The organism is Streptomyces sp. NPDC028314, assembly GCF_055565795.1.
Window position 1 is genome coordinate 1 of sequence record NZ_JBVHTP010000001.1, and the last position, 18,770, is coordinate 18,770.

Genomic DNA, 18,770 nt, shown 5'->3' on the forward strand with positions numbered 1-18,770 from the left:
GAACGATGTAGATGTCGCAATCCACACCGAACCCGGAGGCCCTCACCCATTTCAAGAACCCAGCACGCGTGTCACCAACGTCCCGGGACAACACACCTAGGGCGGCGAGAGTGCGTGCAGCCCTGACGGCGTGGACGTGCCCAGATCGACGCTGTCCAATCACTGGCGCATCCTGCGCGAAGCCGGAATCACCCAGACCCGCAGGGCGGGAAAGGCTCGTCTGATGACCCTGCGTCGCGCTGATCTCGATGCCCGCTTCCCGGGACTCCTCGCCGCGGTGTTGGCCGAAAACGATCGATGAGCGCGGTGGCTCTCGGCCCCGGGGAGGGTGGGGCCGACAGCCGTCCTGGCTCCCACCGGGTCCACTGCGTTGAGGAGCGTCCGCCACGCAACGTCCTGCCGGTTCCCATCCTTCAGGGTCCCGATGAACCGAGCGACGAGATGTCACCACAGAAGTTGAGCCAGAACCACGACTCATGAACAAAGCCACATAACCCATTGGCCAGGCCCTCCTCGGCATCGCGAAAGACTGCCCCAACACCACCGTCGTCTAAGAGACCACACTCTGACCCACCAGGCAGAAAAGCAGAGGCCGGTCCGCCTGAGATGGCGCGGCAGCCCGGCGGGAGAAATCGCAGCCACGCGGTGAGCGCGGCCTGGAATGGAGGCGGCGTGGTGTTCGCGCAGGCTTTCGATCGGACGGGTCAGGAGGTGTTCGCCCCGCGTCCACGGCAGATCCGGGTACAGCAACCGGGGCGGCAGCTCCGGAAGAGCCAGCTTCGGATGGGCTGTCCGTTCCCGAGCCCACGATCGCCCCGGCCGGGATCCGGTTCAGCGGAGAGGAACGCCGCGACGAACACCGCGCTGCGCAGCGGTGCGTGGAACAGCTCGGAACCTGGGGCACGGCTGGCGAGGGCGCGCTGATGGATCCGGCGGAGATCGGGTGCCTGGAGGGCATCCCCATGGAAGAGAAGGGCGCGGTCCGTGCCCGTAGGTCCTCCCGGTTCTTGCAGCTATGCCAGGAAGCATCCGCTGCCCACTCGCACTGCGGTCAATGCGACCGTCAGAAGACCGAGCGCCTCGGCCTCGACAGGCGGTGTGGATGCTGACGAGGCCGAAGAGGACTGCGCAGCCGCGTCGTGCGGTCACTCCGTGGTCGAGGGCGGCCCACTCGGCGGGCTCCAGTCGGCGGCGCGCAGAAGTCGGCGACCTTGTCCGGCATGTCGAGGGTGACCGGCAGCTCCGGCGCCGGGACGCCCTCCTGCTCGTTGGCGGTGTGATCGGGCAGGAGGACGGCGTCGGGCCGTCGGGGCCGGCTGGTCAGCCATTCTCCGCAGGGCTGAGCCCGGAACCGTGGGCGGGCGTCGCAAGCACCAGCTCCGAGTCCGCGTGGAGCGTGATGCGCACCGGTGTGAAGGTCGTGGCGTCCAGCGGCGACTCCGCGTTGCCGGGATTGCGGGCGTAGCGCGGATGGGCGCCTCCGCTGATCTGCCAGCGAATGCGGTGGCCGACCTCGAACCTGTGGGCGGTCGAGCTCATCTCCACGGTGACCTGCGACGGCTCCTGCCCGTCCGTCCGCAGCTGGCCCAGGCCGTCACAGATGTTGAGGGAGCGGCCCTGTGCGTCCACGTCGCACAGGCGGGTGAAGACGTCGGTGTGACCAGTGTCCGTGGAGATGCTCAACCGTGCCGAGATCGGCCCGAGGACGTCCACGGGCTCGGTCAGCGGGGGGCCGGTGAACGTCAGTACGTCGTCCCGGGCCTCCAGGGGGCTGTTGTCGCGAGGGCCGGCGATCCGGGAGAGCAGCGGACCGCCGAGGGACGGGGTGGGGTCGCTCGGGTCGTAGCGGAACGACGTCACTGGTGCGCGGTCCGTGGGGGACTGCTGGGTGAGATCTCCCTGCGCGGTGGGGAACCACGGGCTGACGGCCGTGGTCGGCGGCCATTCGTCCAGGTCCCGCCAGGCGTCTTCGCCGCCTACGTGCACGCGCACCTTCGTGGGACGCAGGTCGGAGGGGTCGGCGTACAGGTGGGCGCGCAGCCAGGCGAGGCTCTCGGCGAACACCTCGGGCCATCCCTGTTGCAGGGCGGAGGTGTGGGTCCAGGGGCCGACGAGCAGGGAGGTCTCGCATCCGGCCCGACGCAGCCGGTCGTACTGCTCGAAGGTCTGGTCGGCCAGCGCGTCGTGCCATCCGGTGATCAGGCTCGTGGGCACGCTGTGCCGCTCCGCCACCTCACCCAGGGACGCGCCGTGCCAGTAGGCGTCCTCGGCGTCCGGGTGCGTCATCACGTCGTCCAGCCAGGGCACTTCGCCCCCGAGGGCGGTGGTATGCGCCCCGCGCAGCGGCTGCGCGGTGGTGACTTCGCGCAGGCGTCGTTGCAGGCGCAGGGTCGCCTTCACAAACGGTGCCATGCCCTGGTGCTGGTAGGTCATGCCCGCACCGACGGCGAGGGCGGTCTCCAGGTTGAGCGCACCGTGCGCGTGGAACAGGGCGTGGGGATCGTGCAGGCCCACCTGCACCACCATCGCCTTCAGCTCCGGCGGCGGGTCCGCGGCGAGGGCCCACTGGACGTAGCCCAGGTAGCTGGGGCCGACGGTACCCAGCGTGCCGTTGAACCAAGGCTGCTCGCGCAGCCAGGACACCGTGGCCCGGCCGTCGGCGGCCTCGTTGCGCCACAGGTCGAACGTGCCTCCCGAACCGCCGGTGCCGCGACAGCTCTGCACGATCACGTGGAAGCCCTGTTCGGCGAAGAGCAGCCCGTACATGGGGGACCACGGCAGGCCCCTGCCGTACGGCGAGCGCACCAGGAGGGTGGGGAAATCGCCCTCGGCGCGCGGGAAGTAGTGGTCCGTGATCAGCGGGCTGCCATCGGCGGCCGGCACCGCCAGTCCCGGCTCCCACCCGACATCGTGCAGCTTGGCCGGGAGACGTCGCCACGTCGCCCTCATCATCCGTGAGGAAAGGGGCGGCTTCCCGGAAGGCGGTGTCCAGGTCGGACTCAGCACAGAACCGTGCGTGCGTGACGTCATCGTTCCCCTCCTTGATTCCCGTACTGTGTACGAGAATAGAATACTCGACTGAGGCCCACAAGGGCTGTCGATCAAGGAAGGAGCGTGGAGCATGCCGCGTGACGGAGGGGCCGGCGCCCCGGGCGTCGACCCCCAGCAGCTCTGGCTGAGCTCTGGCCAGCCGCGCCGGGGCCGCAAGCCCACCTACAGCCGGGAGGCCATCACCGAGGCGGCCGTCGCCCTGGCGGACGCCGAGGGGATCGAAGCGGTCACCATGCGGAAGGTCGCCGAACGGGCCGGAGCCGGCGTCATGTCGCTCTACAGCTACGCCCCCGACAAGGAGACGCTGCTGCACCTGATGGTCGACCACGTCAGCGGCGAACTGCCGACCACGGGCGGGCTCACCGGCGACTGGCGCGCCGACCTGAAGGCCATCGCCCACCTCCAGCGCGCCCACATGCTGCGGCACCCCTGGCTGCCCGCCGCGCTGTCCACCCGGCGCGTCCCCGGGCCCAACACCCTGGCCTTCCTGGAGCATGCGCTCGCCGCCCTGCGGCCCGCCGGGCTGGACGGGATGACGAAGATGGAGATCTTCGCCCAGCTCACGGGGTTCGTGGCCGGGCACGTCGGCCATGAGATCGCGCAGGCCGAAGCCTCGCAGTCCCCGGACCGGGCTGCGGCCGAAGCCCGCTACCTCGTCGCCGTCGCCACGGACGGCCACCACCCGGAACTCGCCGAGGCCATTTCGGCCCCGGGGCGTCCCGTCACCCCCGAAGCCACTTTCACCCGGTTCCTCAACCGCCTGATCGACGGCCTCGATACCGACTGATCCGTGTCCCGTCTCATTCGATCTTGCCGCCGGACAGCGTACCGACCTGCACAGAGGCAAAGTCGAGCGAGACGCCGAAGCCCCGTTCGCTGACAGGCTCCGTCTCCGGGCCCAGATCCGTCAGGCGGCCCACCGCACCTGCCGCATTGGATGGTGCCCACCGCCGCGGTGAAGGCGGCCCGCACCGTCTGCTTCAGTGCCGGGAGGCCCTCTGCGAACAGGAGCAGGGCCAGGTCCTTCGGGCGCATGCGCGGCCGGCGGGACGGGCGAGGCCGAGGGCGAGGCCCGACCGGGCGCCCTCCCCCGCCCCCGCGGCCGGTCACCCGGCGAAGGGGTCGGAGCAAGGCTCAGCAGGCGTTCCAGGGGGCTTGGAGGCCCTTGGGCGGTGGTCGCGCGGGAAGAGCGCCCACCGGCCGGTCCCGAGGGCTCACGGCGAGGAGATCGCGGTCGAGGGCACGACGGAGCCAGTCGTCGTGAAGCCGGGCGTATGGGTCTCCAACACCAAGAGCCGGCGCGACAAGCTCACCGCCGAACAGCGCGCCGCCCTCGCAAAGCTGGACGTGGGCTGGGCATGACACCCGCGCAGGCGGGCAAAGTCGGCCGCCGGACGGGCCCTGGCGTGCTTCACCATGGCTCGCACAACCCGGTCAACGGCCCGGGGCCTCGGCGAGCTCGTGCAGGAACTCCTCCAGGGCGCGGGTGAAGGCTTCCGGGGCCTCCATGGTCGTGTAGTGGGCGACGCCGTCGAGGGTGACGGTGCGGCCGTCGGGGACGGAGCGGATCAGGGCGTCGGCGGTGGCCACCGCGCCTGGGGCGTCGAGAGCGCCGTTGACGGCCAGAACCGGGAGGGTGAGCTCGGTCTTCGCGCGCTCCGCCACACCGGCCACCGGGACGGTGAAGTCCTGCTCGTCGGGGGTGTGCTTCATGAGCGTGCGCAGCGCCATCTCCCTTACGTGGCGCACGGTTTCGGGGTCGACGTCGGCGAGGGTGCGGTGGGGTCCGGGGACCCACTGGGCGAAGGCGTCGAGCCAGCCGGGGATGTCTCCGCTCGCGAGGGCGGCCGACTGGGCCTGGCCGACTGCGGTGGACCAGGGGTCCGTGAGGTCCGGTTCGCCGACGCCCCGGCCGCTGACGACCAGGGCGCGGACCAGGTCGGGATGCTCCAGCGCGGTGTCAACGGCGATCAGGGCGCCCATGGAGATGCCGACCAGGACCGCCGGTCCGGCGAGGTCGAGGTGGCGCAGGAGCGCGGCGAGGTCGTCGGCCTGGCGGAACGGCTTGGTCGCGTTGGCGGAGGAGCCGTGGCCGCGGGCGTCCGGGGCGATGACCCGGTGGCGCCGGGCCAGTTCGGGGATCAGGTTGCCGAACTGGGTGTGGTCCGTGAAGCCGGTGTGGAGCAGCACCAGGGGGCGGGCGTCGCGGGGGCCTGCGTCGCGGTAGGCGAGCGGGCCGTCCGCGGACTCGAAGGTCTCGACGGTGTCGGAGGCGTCGGAGACTCGTGTGCGGGGGGCGGTCGCGTTCTCTGTCATGACAACCAAGGTGTCATGTTTTTGGGATCATGACAACTGAGGTGTCATGATGGTGGTGTGAATAGGACCCCGGCCGACCGACCGCTTTCCCCCGACGAACTGCCCGAGCGGCTGATGGAGGTGTTCGGCCTCGTCGGGCCTCTCTACCGGCGCGTCCAGCGCAAGATCGAGCAGGATGCCCCGGGACAGGACCTCTCGGTCGGCGTGCAGGCCGTGCTCGACCTGCTGCGCGAGCACGGGCCGATGACGGTCCCGCAAATGGGCCAGGCCCAGTCGCTGAGCCGGCAGTTCGTGCAGCGGATGGTCAACGACGCCGCCGCGCGCGGTTTCACCCAGGCTGTCCCCAACCCGGCGCACCAGCGCTCCTCGCTGATCCGGCTCACCGACGCCGGCCTCGCCGCCATCACCGCCGCGACCGCCCGCGAGCACGCCCTGCTGCGGCGGACCGGCGGCGGGCTCACCGAAGGCGAGGTGGCCGCCTGCCTCAAGGTGCTGGGCCGAATGCTGGACCTCTTCGACGACATCGAGGTCACCGGGACACCACCGCGTTAGAGCAGCAGCCCCGGCCCGGTGCGCGGGTCAGTTCGGCCGCCGGCAGGCCCGCTGCAGTTCGCGGTGTGAACAGGCACGCCCATGGCAGCCAGCCACCTTCGCGATTGGCGCCTGCCGGCAGCAGCTCGGTCAACCCGTGACAGCCATGATCACGGCTGCTGCGCGGCATGAGCAGGGACAGCCGTCCCGTCCCGGCTGACGCTCATCTGGTGCCACGGCCGCACCCATCCACACACAATCAACCTGCGCAGCCAGGCCCCGGGGCAGGAGACCCGCAGGTCAAGCGGCAACGCGCTCGTATCCTGCGCAGATTCAGTGAGCGAGCACAGTCCCGACTCGCTCAGCCAAGCCGCGGCGGCCACCGCGCAAGCCGCCGGGATCCACCAGGGCTAGACCGGGTCGGGCATGCGGCGCCAGCCGCCCCAGCTGCCGTCGCGGTTACGGATACTGATCCACTGGTAGCCGTCGTCGCCCCGGCTGTTCACCGTGAACTGCCAGGGGTCGCCCCCGCGGAAGCGGTCCATGATGTAGATCTCGCCACTGAAGAGCCCGCCCATGGGCTGCCAGCCGGACCACCGGCCCTTGACGTCGGTCCAGCGGGTCCACATCGCCCGGTCGGTGCCGATCAGGAACTCCTGCTTGGCGCCATTGGGGAGCTGAAGCCGCGGACCACGAGTACGGGGATGCCCGCGAACTCGAGCCAGCCGGTCAGCTGCTGGCGGAGGGTGTCCTTTCCCGCTGCGACGTACAGGGCCTGCTTCTGGCCCGTAGTGCGGTCCAGGCGGAACCAGCCGGGCATCTCGGCGACGGACGCGTCCGGCCAGGCCGGCAGGACATGGACTTCGCGGACGATGTCGATCAGCTCGGGGAAGCGGCCCTCCCGCCGGGCCTGGGCCAGCTGCGCGGACAGCCGCCGGTACATCGGCGGCGTGTGCGGCAGCACGCCCTCGGAGACGAGCCGAATACATCACCTGCCGCAGCGTGACCTTCAGCGGCGCGTGCCCGTCCACGATCTGCCGCGCCCGTTCCACGACGAGGGGCCACCGGATCCGTTCACGAGCCATACCGGTACATGTACCCCTCCGCGCGGCCCCGGCCCCCGGGATACGGGATACGGATAGACCTCCCCCCTCGGCTATCGCGAGGATAGAGGTGTCGTTTTCCGGATGAGACTTGCCCACCAGGTTTGACCTGCGGGAACGGGAGATCATCGGTTTAGGAGGTTCACACCTGCGGTCACACCCCCGGTCCCCCTCTGAAAGCAACCGTCCAGGCAACGTTCAGCCCCGGTGCAACGCACAGGGCCGGTCGTGGGCATCCACCTCAGGCGGCAACCGGTGCTGCCTCGGCGTACGGGCTGAGCATGGTGTCGAAGTAGCCCTCCGGGGCTTCCTCCAGGAAGATCAACAGATTCTCCAGGAAGGCACGCAGCGGGGGCGTCGCGTTGTGCCGGTCCAGGTCTTCCTGGGAGCGCCAGACCTCGTACAGGAAGAAGCGGCCGTCCTCATGCTCGTGGAGGTGATACTGCAGGTTGCCGGGCTCTTGCCTGGTGGGCTCCACGAAAGAGGAGAGGGTGCGCCGGACCTCGTCCGCGTACTCCGGCCTGGGGCGCAGGAAACCGTAGAGGGAAATGGGGCGGTCTGTGTTCGTCATGGCCCTCACGCTAAGATCTCACACCAGTGTGAGGTTCAAGGGAATGTGAGGAGCACCACATGAAGATCGGCGAGCTCGCCGCCACAACGGGCACCTCCGTCCGGCTGTTGCGCTACTACGAGGAGCAGGGCCTCCTTGAGTCCTACCGCCTCGACAGCGGCCACCGCCGCTACGGCGACAGCGCCCCCGCCGTGGTCCGGCGCATTCGCGCGCTGCTGGACGCCGGCCTGCCGACCCGCGTCATCCGCGACCTGCAGCCGTGCATTCGCCAAGACGGCACGGTCGCCGCATGCAAGCTGGAGACCCTCCAAGAACACCTCGAGGGTCTGGACGACCGGATCTCCGCGCTATCGGAAACCCGCACCTCCCTGGCCGGGCTCATCTCCGCCACCCAGGCCCGCGAACGGATCCTCGTTTAGGGTGATCCATCGCTGCCCTCCGCGAAGGCCAACTCGTTTGAGAGGGACGCCACATCGTGTTCCCGAGCCAACTGGCAGCCCCGCAGGTCAGGGCCTCGCTTCCCGCCACATGGAATGCGACAGGACACCGATGAGCCACGGGGACCCGAGGCCGGCGAGGCACAGCGGGGAGCCCGTGCTCCGCGGCAGCTGATGGCTCCGGTGTGCGGGCTCGGTGCGAAGCGGGTCAGCAGGTGATGACGACGCACCCGTGGTAGCCGCCGGTGCTACCGGCCCCGGCGTTGCCGCCCTTGCCGCCGTTGCCGGCTCCCTTGGGGCAGGCAGCCGCTGGCGTGGCGGCGGCACCACCGCCCGCACCCATCTCGGCGCAGTCGTCGAAGTGGCTGCCAGAGCAGCGCAGCCGCTTCCGCCAGACCGTGACGGCTTTCGTCGACGACTTGCGCACCGGCCGCTTCCGAGCCGGCCTCCGCGAAGCGCGCGAGTTCGCGGAGACTTGGATGCCGTCACGCTCCATCCCCCGCATCGATTGGAGCTTTGAAAGGGCCTGTGCGCGCGTTCGCCGCTCCAGCACTCGGACAGATTCGATCGTACGAGCCAAGGGTGACGGCCACTCGTTCGGCCGGTCAGGGCCCCTTTCGCGCTGTCAGACTCCCGGGAGGGAATGCGCCGGTGGGGCGTGGGCGAGGCGGGGGCGGCAGGGTGGGCGTGACCGAGCGCGGCACGGCCGGTCGTGCCGCTCCGGACGGGGCGGGGCCGGGCGTGACGGACCATGGCGTGCCGCGCGCACGCGCGGTGGCGGAGGATCTGCCGGGCGGGCGACAGTGCGGTGGCGGACCCGACGGGCAGCGGCGGGACGAGGGGGCGGCGCGTGCGGGGCCGCGGCACGTGGCCTGCGTAATGGACGGCAACGGCCGTTGGGCGCAGCGGCGTTCGCTTCCCCGTACGGCGGGTCACCGGGCCGCGGAGACCGCCGTCATCGACGTCATCGAGGCGGCCCGGACCGCCGGCGTGGAGTGGCTCAGCCTGTACGCCTTCTCCACCGAGAACTGGAACCGCCCTGGCACCGAGGTCGAATTCCTGATGCGTCTGGTGCGCCGGGTTGTGCGCAAGCATGCGCCGCTGCTGCTCGCGCGCGGCATCCGCTGCCGATTCCTCGGGGTCGCCGACCCGCGCATCCCCCGTGAACTGGCCCAGGACTTTGACGACTTGGCGGCGCTGACCGCCGACAACCGGGGGATGACGCTGACCGTCGCCTTCGACCACGGCGGGCGCCGGGACATCGTCGAGGCCGCAAGGTCGCTGATCCGCAGCGGGACGCCCGCCGACGAGGTGACCGAGCGGCTCTTCGCGGACCACCTGCCTTTCCCCGACACCCCCGATGTGGATCTGGTCATCCGCACCTCCGGTGAGCAGCGCATCTCCAACTTCATGCTCTGGCAGGTCGCCTACGCCGAGTGGGTCTTCCCCGAGGCACTCTGGCCGGACTTCCGGGCTCCCGACTTCCTCGCCTGCCTGCACACCTACCGGCGCCGCGACCGCCGCTTCGGCGGCGTGCCCGCCCGGACGAATGGAGACCCATCATGACCACCGAGACCACGGGAACGGCCGACGAGGCATCCCTGTTCGGCCCGAACTCGCAGTTCAGCGCCTTCTTCGACGACCCGCGCTGGGCTCTGGCCATGATCCGCGCCACCGTACTGGAGGCCGCTCACCCGCAGATCGGTGGCGCCCTCGTCGACAACTCCACCTTCGTCACCCACCCCTGGCGCCGACTGCGCAACACCTTCCTCAGCATGCGGCGCATGTTCGGCTCCGACCCGGCGGTACGCGAACGGGAGGCCGCCCGACTCAACCGGCTGCACGCCCGCATGAGCGGCTCCGACTCCCGCGGCCGAGCCTACGACGCGATGGACCGCGCGACCCGCGCCTGGGTGGTCGCCACCCTCTTCGAGAGCGCCGTCACCATGTGCCGACTGAGCGGCCAGCCGCTCGACCAGGACACGATGGAGCGGATGTACGCGGAGTACCGCGCGTTCCTCGCCGCGCTCGACGGCGACGCCGCAGAACTCCCCGAGGACCTGAACGACTTCTGGCGATACTTCGACCGGGTTGTCGAAAACGAGCTGGAGAACACCGAGGCGGCCCGCGTCATCCTCTACCGGCTCTTCGACCACCTGCCCGCCCCTGCGCTGCTCGACGGCGCGCCGACACTGTGGGCCGCCGGCCGCGCTGTCGCCGGTCCGCTCCTCGGCGCGATCACCGTCGCCTCGCTCCCCGAGCCCTACCGGCGCCGGGCCGGGCTGCCCGAGATGCCCGGCGCCCCCACCCTCATGCAGGGCGCCTACCTCGCCGCCGGGCTCGCCCGATTCCTGCCCGAAGGCTGGATCAACGCCGAAAGCATCATCGAGGCCCTCTCACTCTCGCCCGACAGCGACGACCCCCGCGCCCGCACCGTAACCGCCCTGCGCGCCCGCATGAAGCGGGCATCGGCCCTGCTCCGCCTCCTCACGCCACTGAGCGGCGACGACGATTTCGACCCGGCACCTTCGACGGGCACGGAAGCGAACCGACGCTCGGCGGAGGAGTTCTTCCGCCGGGTGCTGGACCAGACCGGCGACGGCCACCTCGACTGGCCCGACCTCGCCGCCATGGCACGCGAACTCTCCACCCGCCTCGACCTGGACGAACCCGAAGAGACCCGGCTCTACGACGCTTTCGCCGCCTGGTGGCGCGAGCTCCAGGCCGCCCTCGACACGGACGGCGACGGCCGCGTCAGCGCCGAGGAGTACGCCACCGCCGTCCCCTCCCTCGCCGGACCCGCGCTCATCCGCGTTGCCGAGGTCCTCTTCGACGCCACCGACAAGGACGGCAACGGGAGCATCGACGCGGACGAGTACCGGGCCCTCTTCCGCACCGCCTTCCACCGAGACCTCACCACCACCGACGGCGCCTACGGCCGGAGCGCCTTCGTGGGCGACTTCCTCTCCTTCATGGCGGGCCGCCGCACGGGCACCCTGTACGACCCCCTCCTCGCCGACGCCTGAAGGGTGTTGCAGAAGGCCCGTCTCGGGCGGGCCTGAGTGGTGTCTGACCTGCTGTTTTCACCGTGTCATGGCGAGGTTGTGCATGGTGGCGACGGCCTGGACGGCGGACATCGACCCGGCGGCCGATCAGTTTCCAGGCAACCGAGTAGAGGGCGCGTCCGACCTTGAGGTGGATGTCCGGCCCGACCACAGCCGTCGACCAGCGGGCCAGCACGGGCGGCGGCGGGCTCGGCGTTGGCGTCTTCGCACTCATCGCGAAGACCGTCTCCTGATCCGTGCAGGGAAAGCAGTACACGTACCCAGTCGTCGGGTCTGGGTGTGCACATAAATTCAGGGCGGAGCCCGCCTGGGCCACGGAGCCGACCCTTTCGATCGCGATCGCCCCCAATGGCTCATGAACCGGGCATCCAGGTCGGCCTGGGCTACCAGCTCATCCGGCTTCGTGCCGTTGGGGAACGTCTCCCCGCTCTTCCACTTCCAGCTCACGGTGCAGAGTTTGGCCGACCGCGCTCACCGGGGTCCTTCTACCCGGTGAGGATGGACCCGTACCCGTTCGGGTCGTCGGCGGTCAGGCGGGCGCGTACGCCGGTTCCGTGGCCTTCCATGTGGGCGCCCACGTCATCGACCCGATAGCGCGCCCGGTGATCATCTCGGCACGGCGAGGCGTGCGGGGCCACCAGGAGTAACCCGGGATGCGTGTGCTGGAAACAGGCGCTGAGACTGAGCCCATGCCGCAAAGCTGCCCGGTGGTGGTCCATCCACCGGACCGTCGGGGTCTACGCGCCGTTGCCGTCGGCCACAAGCGGGTGGGTTCCGTATGGTCACCACGCGAACTCCGCCGGCTTCTCCGCCGGGCCGGGCTCCCGCACGACCTTCCACTGGACGATCCATCCATCTGTTGGCGCGAGGCCGACAGCACGACGTGGCCGGACAACGCTTGGTGCCGCCGCGCAACAGCGAGTGTGATGGCGGCAGGCCTGCTGGGGTCGATGGTTCTGCTCATCTTCATCGGGCTGCCGGACGCCTTCGACTCTCTGACATTCGCGGGACGGCTCACCGGATTCCTCTTCATCCTGGCAGGTGCCGCCGAGGGTATCGCCAGTCTTGCTGCTCTCGATTTCTGCAACAAGCGTCAATGGAAGTTCTCCGGGGCCGGCGCCCTGGTGGGGGTTCTTATTTCCTTGGCGGGAAGCAGTGTGCTCCTGGCCATGTGGCTGAAACACCGGGAGTACATCCCGCTCCTTCCAGCCTATATCGGCCTGTGGGTCTGGTCCGTCTGGGCTCTTTTCACTCTCCACAGAAGTCGGGCATGGGAGTCGGTTCCGCATCCGAAGAGTTTCGCCGTCGGCCTCGCATTCACGGCCTTCCTGGCCGCAACAAATTTCTCCTACTCAAGCCTGTATCAGCCGACGCTACAGAACCCCTCGATTGCCACCGAGGTGAAGTTCGGAAAGGCGTTGACCGAGGGCGGCTTCATCCACCTTCCACTCGAGGTGAAAGTTCGCAATCTGGGAAAAGTTCCGGTACACCTGCTCGGGACCATCTACTGGCTCGATGGCCAGACGCGTTACGCCAGTGAAAATCAGCGAAGTCTGGCTGAAAGGAAGAGTGACCCGAAACAGGAGACAAGCACGAACCTGTACGCCACGCCAGCCAGCCGGCAGCTGATCAGCACCGGATGGTGGGTCACACCAGGCTCCCCGCTCAACCCGGGAGCCGAATACAGCACGGTCAAGGTCATCCAAATCCCGACCGGCGCTGCCTTTGACTCTCTCCAGGCCTCTGCACAGGCACACCTGATCAGGGGAGACCGAGCGAAATACATTGATCGAACAATCAGCAAGGGGATTGTCACGTGGGCAAACAATAAGGAGACCGACGAAGGCTGCCCGCTTCAATGCAGCACGCACATTCTCTACCAAGGGAAAGTCGCCCACAGCAACAACTTGATCAACGTGACAAGGAAGCCACGCTACGCCGCTTCCTGGATTACCATCCTCCCCGACGGCAATACTTCCATGCTCACCGCGGGCATTGGTCCACTGATCCCCGGGGAGCGGGTCTTCACTAACCCAGCAGACGGCGGTGAGTACGGAATCGAATACCAGACGACCCATGACATTGAGATCCCGTTCATTTCCCTCAAGTGACGCTCGTACCCCTCGAGGTCTCGCGCCGACCGACACCGCCCGGTCTTGGCTTGGACATGATCAAGCCAAGACCGTGCCGCCCAACGGCATCAGCCCACCTGGCGGAACGCCAGCCGGTGCGTTGAGGCGTCTACAGTCACCGGGCCGGAAGCCGAGAGTCAGCCAGGCGGGGCAGAAACAACGGCGAACAGCTCTGCGGCTCTGGTCATCTCCAGAGGAGTCACAGAAGATCATCCCGGTCAGGTCCACGCCGCCAGGGGCGCGGTCGATCCGCGCTGTTCTGGTCCAACGTCAACCCGTACGGCTCGTTCCGCCTGGGCATGGACAAGCGGCTCGATCCGAGGCTTACCGCGCCCCCGTCCCCGCACCCTTACGGATGCCGACCGACGTCTTACGACATCGCGCCCGGAATCTCAGTATCCAGTCACTGGGAGCGCCGCGCCCTGAGGACGTAGCCGGTTGCGTCGCGGATGGTCTTCAGCTTCTTGATGTGCTTGTCCGGGATGCTGATGTCGAAGTGCTCTTCGGCGGCGACGACGACCTCGACCATGGCCAAAGAGTCGACTCCCAGATCGTGTTTGAAGGAGCTGTCCAGTTGGACGTCCTCGATCGGAATGTTGGCGATCTCGTTGATGATCTCGGCGAGGCCTGTGATGATCTCTTCCTGAGCGGTGACCAAATCGGCTTGCTCTTGGCGTGCCCGGGCGATGGGGATCGTGGTGGACCCGTCTGCTGGCGCGGGTTCCGGGAGAGCAGGCTCGCGGGACGGGACGGATTGGCGCAACTGTCCCCAGCATTCCGCCGCGTTAGGACGCTCGCCCGGATCCAGGGCGGTCATGCGGTCGAGCAGAGCCCGGAGGTTGGGGGCGAGGGCAGTCCGGTCGGTGGCGGGGAGCTGCGCGGCAGGGCCACGCTTGCCGGTGATCTTCTCGATCAGGACCAGGCCGAGCGCGTAGACGTCGGAGGCGACGGAGGCGGAGGCTCCGGAAAACTGTTCGGGAGCCATGTAGGCAAGAGTTCCAGGGGAAACAGCCGCGGTGATCGTGGTGAGGGTGGAGAAGTCGCGGGCTATGCCCAGATCCATCAGCACGGCCTTTCCGTCCGCGCAGATCATGATGTTCGCGGGCTTGATGTCCCGGTGCACGATCCCCATCTCGTGCATGTGCGCGAGTGCCTCCGCCAAGCTCGCCCCTGTCCGGACGACTGACTCCACCGATTCCACGGAGGAGCTCTTCTGCCATGTCGAGCCGTCCAGCAGTTCCATGACGAGGTAGGGCACGGCTTGGCCGTCGTCGGCAATTGTTCCGGCGTCGTGGACGGTGACGATGCCGCGATGATGCAACCGGGCGAGTTTGCGGGCTTCGGCAGTAAACCGCGCGACCGCCTGTGGATCATCGGCGATGGCGGTGGCGATCTTGACCGCGACCTCACGTTCAAGGGTCCGATCCGTCGCCTTCCAGACCTGTCCGGAGCCTCCCGCTCCGATCAGGTGCTGCAACCGGTAGCGGTCTTGAATGGTTGTGTCTGCGCGCATAGTCACCCCGGAATCCTCCATGCCTCAGATCATGTCGGCCCTGACACCCCCGCACAGCGCCTTCCGCCGTTTCACAGGTGGTCCCTTGTGATACAGCCCGGCCCGAAGGGGCGGGTGTACCGCTGGCGGTGTATCCACCACTGCACGGCACGCGCCCGCTTCCCCAGGAAACGCTCTGGAGGCCGGCCCGACGGCTCCGAGCGACCTCCGCGCTCACGGCTGTCGCCGGGCCGCTCGTCGCATGCAGGACTGATGGGCCGACGAACCCCCCAGGGTCAGCTGACACCACCCGTCCCGCGCCGGGCGATGGAATCACCTACTCGCCGGCGCGGGCCACAAGCAGCGGCTGGAAGAAGCCCGTCTCCTGCGACATCCGCCACTCAGGGTCGACAAACCCGGCCTCGGCTGCGAGGCCGGCCAGCCGGTCCCGGCCGAGTGCCCAGTAGGTGGTCCGACGGACCTGGACGCGCCATTCTCCGCCTGCCGGGAGGAGTTGGAAGTGCTCCAAGTCGTAGTGCTCGCCGTCGTCGTGCCAGTGCCAGAGCTGGAAGGTGACGGTTCGCTCTCCGCCGTCGGCGCCGTCGTCGATCCTGTGGACTTGTGGAGGCGTCGAAGCTGGGCGATCGCGCAGCAGGTCGTCGTAGGGCCGTGTGCTGATCAGCAGCTGGCCGTCGGGACGCAGGACTCGGCGCATCTCGGCCAGGGCGGCGTGCACATCCTGCTCCGTCAGCAGGTGAGGCAGCGAGTTGTCGGCGCAGACGACAGCGTCGAACTCGCCATCGGCAAACGGGAGGCTGCGCATGTCGGCGGCGGCCGTACGAAGGCTCAGGCTCCGGCGGGCGGCCTCACGGGCGGCGCGGGCGGCGGCGCGGGGGCTGAGGTCGGTCCCGGTGACGCGGTGCCCGCGCAGCGCCAGGCCGATGGCCTGCGTGCCGATGCCGCAGGAACAGTCGAGCACCGCCGCGCGATCCTGGCCGATCAGTGCGTCCAGGGCGTCCCCCTGCCGACGGACGCTCGCGTCCCAGTCTGAGTAGATCAGGTGGTAGTCGTCGGCCAGTTCGTCATAGAAGTGCGCCACTGATGTCTCGGGCATACCTGAGATTACCGTGCCAGATCAGCTGGAGGCTGGTCGCCTCAGTGATCGGCGCGAACGCCCTCGCCGACGACAGTGCCGTCATCCCCCGTGTCGGCTGAAGGAGGGTGCGGGCCATCGAATCCCTACGGACATCCCAGAGCCGATGCCGCCCAGCGTTCGGAGGGGGTCCGTCTGGGGCGTGCCGTTCACCAGCCAGGACCCGTTCCACTCGACGTTCCATACTGCGCCCCAGGAGTTCTCGAACTCCAGCTCAGCGGCTGGGCACAGAAGGTCGTCTCGGACAAGAAGCTCCGCAAAGCCAAGCTCACCGCGGACGCCCGGCTGCTCGTCCTGACGCTGGCCACCCTGGGAGCACTTGCGCCGGGTCGGCGAGTTCGACCCCGAGGACGGAGTCTGTACGACTGCGGGCCGCCGGATCCGGCGCAGGGAACACGGGTGTAGGCGGTCTACGGTGCCTATGTGCAGAACTTCGCGGCCGCGTCCTCGGCGCCCTTGTCGTAGCCCGCCTCCCACTCGGGGTCGACCTGCTCGGTGGTCTTGGGCTGGGTGGCCTGGCAGTTGGCCTTGATCCTGCCGAAGGCGAAGTCGTAACCCTTGACCCATTCGGCGCTCTTGCCGGCCTTCGGGTCGCTGCTCTGGCCCTTGCAGAAGGTGTTGGCCGCCAGTTCGGCGCCCTTGTCGTAGCCCTTCTGCCAGTTCGGGTCGAGCGAATCGGTGGTCTTGGGCTGTGTGGCCTGGCAGTTGGCTTTGATCTGCTGGAAGGCGAACTGGAAGCCCTTGTCGTACTCGGCCTTGGCGTCGTCCCCGTCGGTCTGGTCCTTGCCCCCCGTCTGCGTGCAGGGGTAACTCTGGCTCTGCGACCCGAACGGGACGGCGATGTACGAGCCCACCGGGAGGGCCGCTGCCTCGAACGTTCCGTCCGCCGTGGCGTCGACCGTGACCTGCTTCGTGCCGCTCGTTTCCTTGACGACGACCTTCCCGCCGAATCCACTCCCCTTCACGTTGACGTGATCGGCGGCGCCGGGGAACGGCTCCACGGTGCAGGTGGGGCCGGCCGGTGCCTGTGGGGCGGCCGTGGCGGTGGCAGCAGCGTAGGGACAGAGCGCGACCGAGCAGGCGATCAGCGGGCTGAGGGCGACGAGACGGGTGCGCTGGGTCATGGCTTGCCTCCCGTGGGGTGGTCAGGTGCAGAAGGTCTTGGTTGCGAGCGCGGTCCCCAACGGGCCGAGGGCGACCGCGCCGACGAGGAGGGGGCTGGGCGTGACGAGACGGGTGCGCCGGTTCATGGCTCTCCACCCATGACTCGTTGGCGCAGGAGAAGGCCGCCAGAGCGCGTCATTCATTCTCATGATCCCGCCCCGGTCGGGCGGTGTCGACCGGAGCCCCGCCCGACCGGGCGGGGACAGCGCACCTGCCGGGTAAATGCGCGACCGTCCTCCCCAGCGAAGCCGGAGAGACCGGAGGCTGCCGTCTCCGTTCTCGTTCGAGGAGCTGCCGGTCGGCCGGTACGGGTGGTGTGTGCGACCAGCAGGGCCGGGTGCGGTCCCCGACGAAACTGGGATCACGATCGAGCAGCATCAGCTGGAACAGCATTGCCGCCAACCCTGGGTGCCGCAGATCTTCGCCCCGTACACCGACGGAACAACGCTCCTAACTTGCCGTCTATCGTCGGGCTTCGAACGTGGCTCGAACTTGTTCGGAGTTTCCGCACCGGACTGAGAGAGGCCGGGCTCCGATCCTGTGCTCAGGGTTGATTCAGCACGGAGGCCGGGGTCGTGTGACTGGTCGAGCACAACGTTCAACAAGACGCGTTGACGAAGTTGTCGGGGTTCCGGACCGAGCTCTATGCGTGCCTGACATCGCGGGCGGACGCCGTCTTCGAGCTGTGCGACGCTCTGCTGTGTACCGACGGCCCGGTCCGCGCGCTTGTGGACTTGGCGCTCGCGCCGGAACACCGACGCGGGCACGGAGCCCTGTACTCCGGGATCAACCAGGGCCGGATCGACATGGCCCGCCTTCGTCGCGCTCTGGTGGGTCTGCCGTTGCCCCGCGCGAACGACGGCCGGCTGGTGTTGGCAGTAGATGTCTCCCCGTGGCTGCGGCCGGACGCCGACACAGGCTCGGACCGCTCCTTCTGCCACACCTTCGGCCGCGGCCTGGGCAAGCATCAGATGGTCCCTGGTCGGCCCTACTCGATCGTCGCCGCCCTGGAGACCGGCCGCACCTCGTGGACTGCGCTGCTGGACGCGATCCGGCTGGAGACCGGCGCGACTTGGCCGCGGTCACTGCCGACCAGGTCCGCGACGTCGTCGAACGCCTCGTGGAAGCCGGCCAGTGGCAGCCAGAGGCCCCGAACATCTTGGTCGTCCTCGACGCCGGCTACGACGCGCCCCGCATTGCCCACCTCCTCAGCGATCTGCCGGTCGAAGTGCTGGGCCGGCGCGCTCGGACCGGGACATGCGCAAGCCGGTCCCGGTGCCGTGGATCTGCCCGCGAGCAGGTTCGGCACTGCCACGGGAACGCCGTTGCACCAAGCCGCACAACAAGGGAATTGAGAGGAGGGATGCAGATGACTGCAGAGATGGATCCGGCTCGTCACTGCGCACGGTGCGAACGCCGTCTGTCAATGCGGCAGGCGGTGGCCGACTGGGCGCCCGTACTCGTGATCTTGCTGGAAGTACTGAAGTTCGGTTGGTTGTGACCGTGAGGGTCGGCAGGGTCTCGCTGCCAGAGTGCGGCTGAGCCCCGCGGCCTACCCTCAAAACGCCGGCCGGCCCGGAGGGTGCCGTGGCGCCGTAGGTGATGTCCTTGCCGTCCAGGGACGCGGCGGCGGTGCCGAGGGAGGCTGGGTCGACGCCTCCGCCGGGTCCGGGCTTGCCTTGCGCAGGTGCAGGCCCCGGTCGCAGGTGTTGACGGTCAGCCGGGTGGCTTCGGTGATGGAGGCGCCGCTGTAGC

The 18,770-nt window shown here is 68.8% G+C and carries 18 protein-coding genes and 1 pseudogene; 9 read left to right on the forward strand and 10 right to left on the reverse strand.

All coding sequences use genetic code 11. The features are described 5' to 3' along the window. Positions 1-130 precede the first annotated feature (130 nt). The gene (locus ACZ4TG_RS00005) at positions 131-301 is read left to right on the forward strand and encodes an ArsR/SmtB family transcription factor (protein WP_468158922.1); all 171 of its coding nucleotides are present in this window, start codon (positions 131-133) and stop codon (positions 299-301) included. Between the two features lie 1,019 nt (positions 302-1,320). Here ACZ4TG_RS00005 and ACZ4TG_RS00010 read toward each other — a convergent pair. Then, on the reverse strand, positions 1,321-3,030 hold the full coding sequence (locus ACZ4TG_RS00010) for a CocE/NonD family hydrolase (protein WP_468158923.1): 1,710 nt from the start codon (positions 3,028-3,030) through the stop codon (positions 1,321-1,323). 91 nt (positions 3,031-3,121) lie between these two features. Between ACZ4TG_RS00010 and ACZ4TG_RS00015 the strand changes: the two genes are divergently transcribed. Together ACZ4TG_RS00015 and ACZ4TG_RS00020 are read left to right on the forward strand one after the other, a co-directional pair. Further along, the gene (locus ACZ4TG_RS00015; protein WP_468158925.1) at positions 3,122-3,838 is read left to right on the forward strand and encodes a TetR/AcrR family transcriptional regulator; all 717 of its coding nucleotides are present in this window, start codon (positions 3,122-3,124) and stop codon (positions 3,836-3,838) included. Positions 3,839-4,311: 473 nt separating this feature from the next. Then, on the forward strand, positions 4,312-4,413 hold the full coding sequence (locus ACZ4TG_RS00020) for a helicase (RefSeq protein ID WP_468158926.1): 102 nt from the start codon (positions 4,312-4,314) through the stop codon (positions 4,411-4,413). Between the two features lie 72 nt (positions 4,414-4,485). Here the strand turns inward: ACZ4TG_RS00020 and ACZ4TG_RS00025 are convergent, their stop codons facing one another. Next, positions 4,486-5,367 carry an alpha/beta fold hydrolase gene (locus tag ACZ4TG_RS00025; protein ID WP_468158928.1) on the reverse strand — a complete coding sequence of 294 codons (882 nt, stop codon included), beginning with the start codon at positions 5,365-5,367 and terminating at the stop codon, positions 4,486-4,488. A 114-nt stretch (positions 5,368-5,481) separates the two neighbouring features. Between ACZ4TG_RS00025 and ACZ4TG_RS00030 the strand changes: the two genes are divergently transcribed. Beyond that, complete coding sequence (locus tag ACZ4TG_RS00030; protein WP_468159756.1) at positions 5,482-5,919, forward strand: MarR family winged helix-turn-helix transcriptional regulator; 438 nt, start codon at positions 5,482-5,484, stop codon at positions 5,917-5,919. Positions 5,920-6,308: 389 nt separating this feature from the next. On the opposite strand, the gene ACZ4TG_RS00035 is transcribed toward ACZ4TG_RS00030, so the two are convergent. The 3 genes from ACZ4TG_RS00035 to ACZ4TG_RS00045 all read right to left on the reverse strand — a co-directional run bounded on the left by ACZ4TG_RS00035 (position 6,309) and on the right by ACZ4TG_RS00045 (position 7,572). Then, positions 6,309-6,527, reverse strand: coding sequence for a hypothetical protein (locus ACZ4TG_RS00035; protein ID WP_468158929.1), 219 nt, complete (start codon positions 6,525-6,527; stop codon positions 6,309-6,311). A 17-nt stretch (positions 6,528-6,544) separates the two neighbouring features. Continuing rightward, entirely contained in the window at positions 6,545-6,862 is a 318-nt protein-coding gene (locus tag ACZ4TG_RS00040) for a hypothetical protein (protein WP_468158931.1), read from the reverse strand. A gap of 380 nt (positions 6,863-7,242) precedes the next feature. Next, on the reverse strand, positions 7,243-7,572 hold the full coding sequence (locus ACZ4TG_RS00045; RefSeq protein ID WP_468158932.1) for a putative quinol monooxygenase: 330 nt from the start codon (positions 7,570-7,572) through the stop codon (positions 7,243-7,245). Positions 7,573-7,631: 59 nt separating this feature from the next. Between ACZ4TG_RS00045 and ACZ4TG_RS00050 the strand changes: the two genes are divergently transcribed. After that, the gene (locus ACZ4TG_RS00050; RefSeq protein ID WP_468158933.1) at positions 7,632-7,991 is read left to right on the forward strand and encodes a MerR family transcriptional regulator; all 360 of its coding nucleotides are present in this window, start codon (positions 7,632-7,634) and stop codon (positions 7,989-7,991) included. Positions 7,992-8,217: 226 nt separating this feature from the next. Here the strand turns inward: ACZ4TG_RS00050 and ACZ4TG_RS00055 are convergent, their stop codons facing one another. Beyond that, a complete protein-coding gene (locus ACZ4TG_RS00055; RefSeq protein ID WP_468158934.1) occupies positions 8,218-8,436 on the reverse strand; it encodes a hypothetical protein in 219 nt (72 codons plus the stop codon). A gap of 452 nt (positions 8,437-8,888) precedes the next feature. On the opposite strand from ACZ4TG_RS00055, the gene uppS reads away from it, so the two are divergent. Further along, entirely contained in the window at positions 8,889-9,575 is a 687-nt protein-coding gene (gene uppS / locus ACZ4TG_RS00060) for a polyprenyl diphosphate synthase (protein ID WP_468159757.1), read from the forward strand. Beyond that, the gene (locus tag ACZ4TG_RS00065; RefSeq protein ID WP_468158935.1) at positions 9,572-11,035 is read left to right on the forward strand and encodes an oxygenase MpaB family protein; all 1,464 of its coding nucleotides are present in this window, start codon (positions 9,572-9,574) and stop codon (positions 11,033-11,035) included. The genes uppS and ACZ4TG_RS00065 overlap by 4 nt, the downstream gene beginning before the upstream one ends. On the opposite strand, the gene ACZ4TG_RS00070 is transcribed toward ACZ4TG_RS00065, so the two are convergent. Beyond that, positions 10,980-11,249, reverse strand: a complete 270-nt coding sequence (locus ACZ4TG_RS00070) for a Mu transposase domain-containing protein (RefSeq protein ID WP_468159758.1) — start codon at positions 11,247-11,249, stop codon at positions 10,980-10,982. The two genes, ACZ4TG_RS00065 and ACZ4TG_RS00070, sit on opposite strands and share 56 nt — an antisense overlap. A gap of 478 nt (positions 11,250-11,727) precedes the next feature. Here ACZ4TG_RS00070 and ACZ4TG_RS00075 point away from each other — a divergent pair, with 478 nt between their 5' ends. Beyond that, on the forward strand, positions 11,728-13,185 hold the full coding sequence (locus ACZ4TG_RS00075) for a hypothetical protein (RefSeq protein ID WP_468158937.1): 1,458 nt from the start codon (positions 11,728-11,730) through the stop codon (positions 13,183-13,185). A gap of 424 nt (positions 13,186-13,609) precedes the next feature. Here the strand turns inward: ACZ4TG_RS00075 and ACZ4TG_RS00080 are convergent, their stop codons facing one another. The 3 genes from ACZ4TG_RS00080 to ACZ4TG_RS00090 all read right to left on the reverse strand — a co-directional run bounded on the left by ACZ4TG_RS00080 (position 13,610) and on the right by ACZ4TG_RS00090 (position 16,975). After that, positions 13,610-14,740 carry an acyl carrier protein gene (locus ACZ4TG_RS00080; protein WP_468158938.1) on the reverse strand — a complete coding sequence of 377 codons (1,131 nt, stop codon included), beginning with the start codon at positions 14,738-14,740 and terminating at the stop codon, positions 13,610-13,612. 295 nt (positions 14,741-15,035) lie between these two features. Beyond that, positions 15,036-15,812 (reverse strand): class I SAM-dependent methyltransferase, encoded by a 777-nt coding sequence (locus ACZ4TG_RS00085; RefSeq protein ID WP_468158939.1) that lies wholly within the window; start codon positions 15,810-15,812, stop codon positions 15,036-15,038. A gap of 458 nt (positions 15,813-16,270) precedes the next feature. Next, positions 16,271-16,975, reverse strand: a complete 705-nt coding sequence (locus ACZ4TG_RS00090) for a hypothetical protein (RefSeq protein WP_468158941.1) — start codon at positions 16,973-16,975, stop codon at positions 16,271-16,273. Positions 16,976-17,596: 621 nt separating this feature from the next. Between ACZ4TG_RS00090 and ACZ4TG_RS00095 the strand changes: the two are divergent. Then, positions 17,597-18,290: pseudogene (locus ACZ4TG_RS00095) on the forward strand (transposase); the annotation flags it as partial. Between the last annotated feature and the right edge of the window lie 480 nt (positions 18,291-18,770).

Excerpts from the sequence above, each read along its gene's own strand:
- ACZ4TG_RS00035 (WP_468158929.1), bottom strand. The coding sequence starts at position 6,527 with ATGTGGACCCGCTGGACCGACGTCAAGGGCCGGTGGTCCGGCTGGCAG.
- ACZ4TG_RS00050 (WP_468158933.1), top strand. The coding sequence starts at position 7,632 with ATGAAGATCGGCGAGCTCGCCGCCACAACGGGCACCTCCGTCCGGCTG.
- ACZ4TG_RS00065 (WP_468158935.1), top strand. The coding sequence starts at position 9,572 with ATGACCACCGAGACCACGGGAACGGCCGACGAGGCATCCCTGTTCGGC.
- uppS (WP_468159757.1), top strand. The coding sequence starts at position 8,889 with ATGGACGGCAACGGCCGTTGGGCGCAGCGGCGTTCGCTTCCCCGTACG.
- ACZ4TG_RS00010 (WP_468158923.1), bottom strand. The coding sequence starts at position 3,030 with ATGACGTCACGCACGCACGGTTCTGTGCTGAGTCCGACCTGGACACCG.
- ACZ4TG_RS00085 (WP_468158939.1), bottom strand. The coding sequence starts at position 15,812 with ATGCCCGAGACATCAGTGGCGCACTTCTATGACGAACTGGCCGACGAC.
- ACZ4TG_RS00080 (WP_468158938.1), bottom strand. The coding sequence starts at position 14,740 with ATGGAGGATTCCGGGGTGACTATGCGCGCAGACACAACCATTCAAGAC.
- ACZ4TG_RS00090 (WP_468158941.1), bottom strand. The coding sequence starts at position 16,975 with ATGACCCAGCGCACCCGTCTCGTCGCCCTCAGCCCGCTGATCGCCTGC.
- ACZ4TG_RS00030 (WP_468159756.1), top strand. The coding sequence starts at position 5,482 with ATGGAGGTGTTCGGCCTCGTCGGGCCTCTCTACCGGCGCGTCCAGCGC.
- ACZ4TG_RS00015 (WP_468158925.1), top strand. The coding sequence starts at position 3,122 with ATGCCGCGTGACGGAGGGGCCGGCGCCCCGGGCGTCGACCCCCAGCAG.
- ACZ4TG_RS00025 (WP_468158928.1), bottom strand. The coding sequence starts at position 5,367 with ATGACAGAGAACGCGACCGCCCCCCGCACACGAGTCTCCGACGCCTCC.
- ACZ4TG_RS00045 (WP_468158932.1), bottom strand. The coding sequence starts at position 7,572 with ATGACGAACACAGACCGCCCCATTTCCCTCTACGGTTTCCTGCGCCCC.
- ACZ4TG_RS00075 (WP_468158937.1), top strand. The coding sequence starts at position 11,728 with ATGCGTGTGCTGGAAACAGGCGCTGAGACTGAGCCCATGCCGCAAAGC.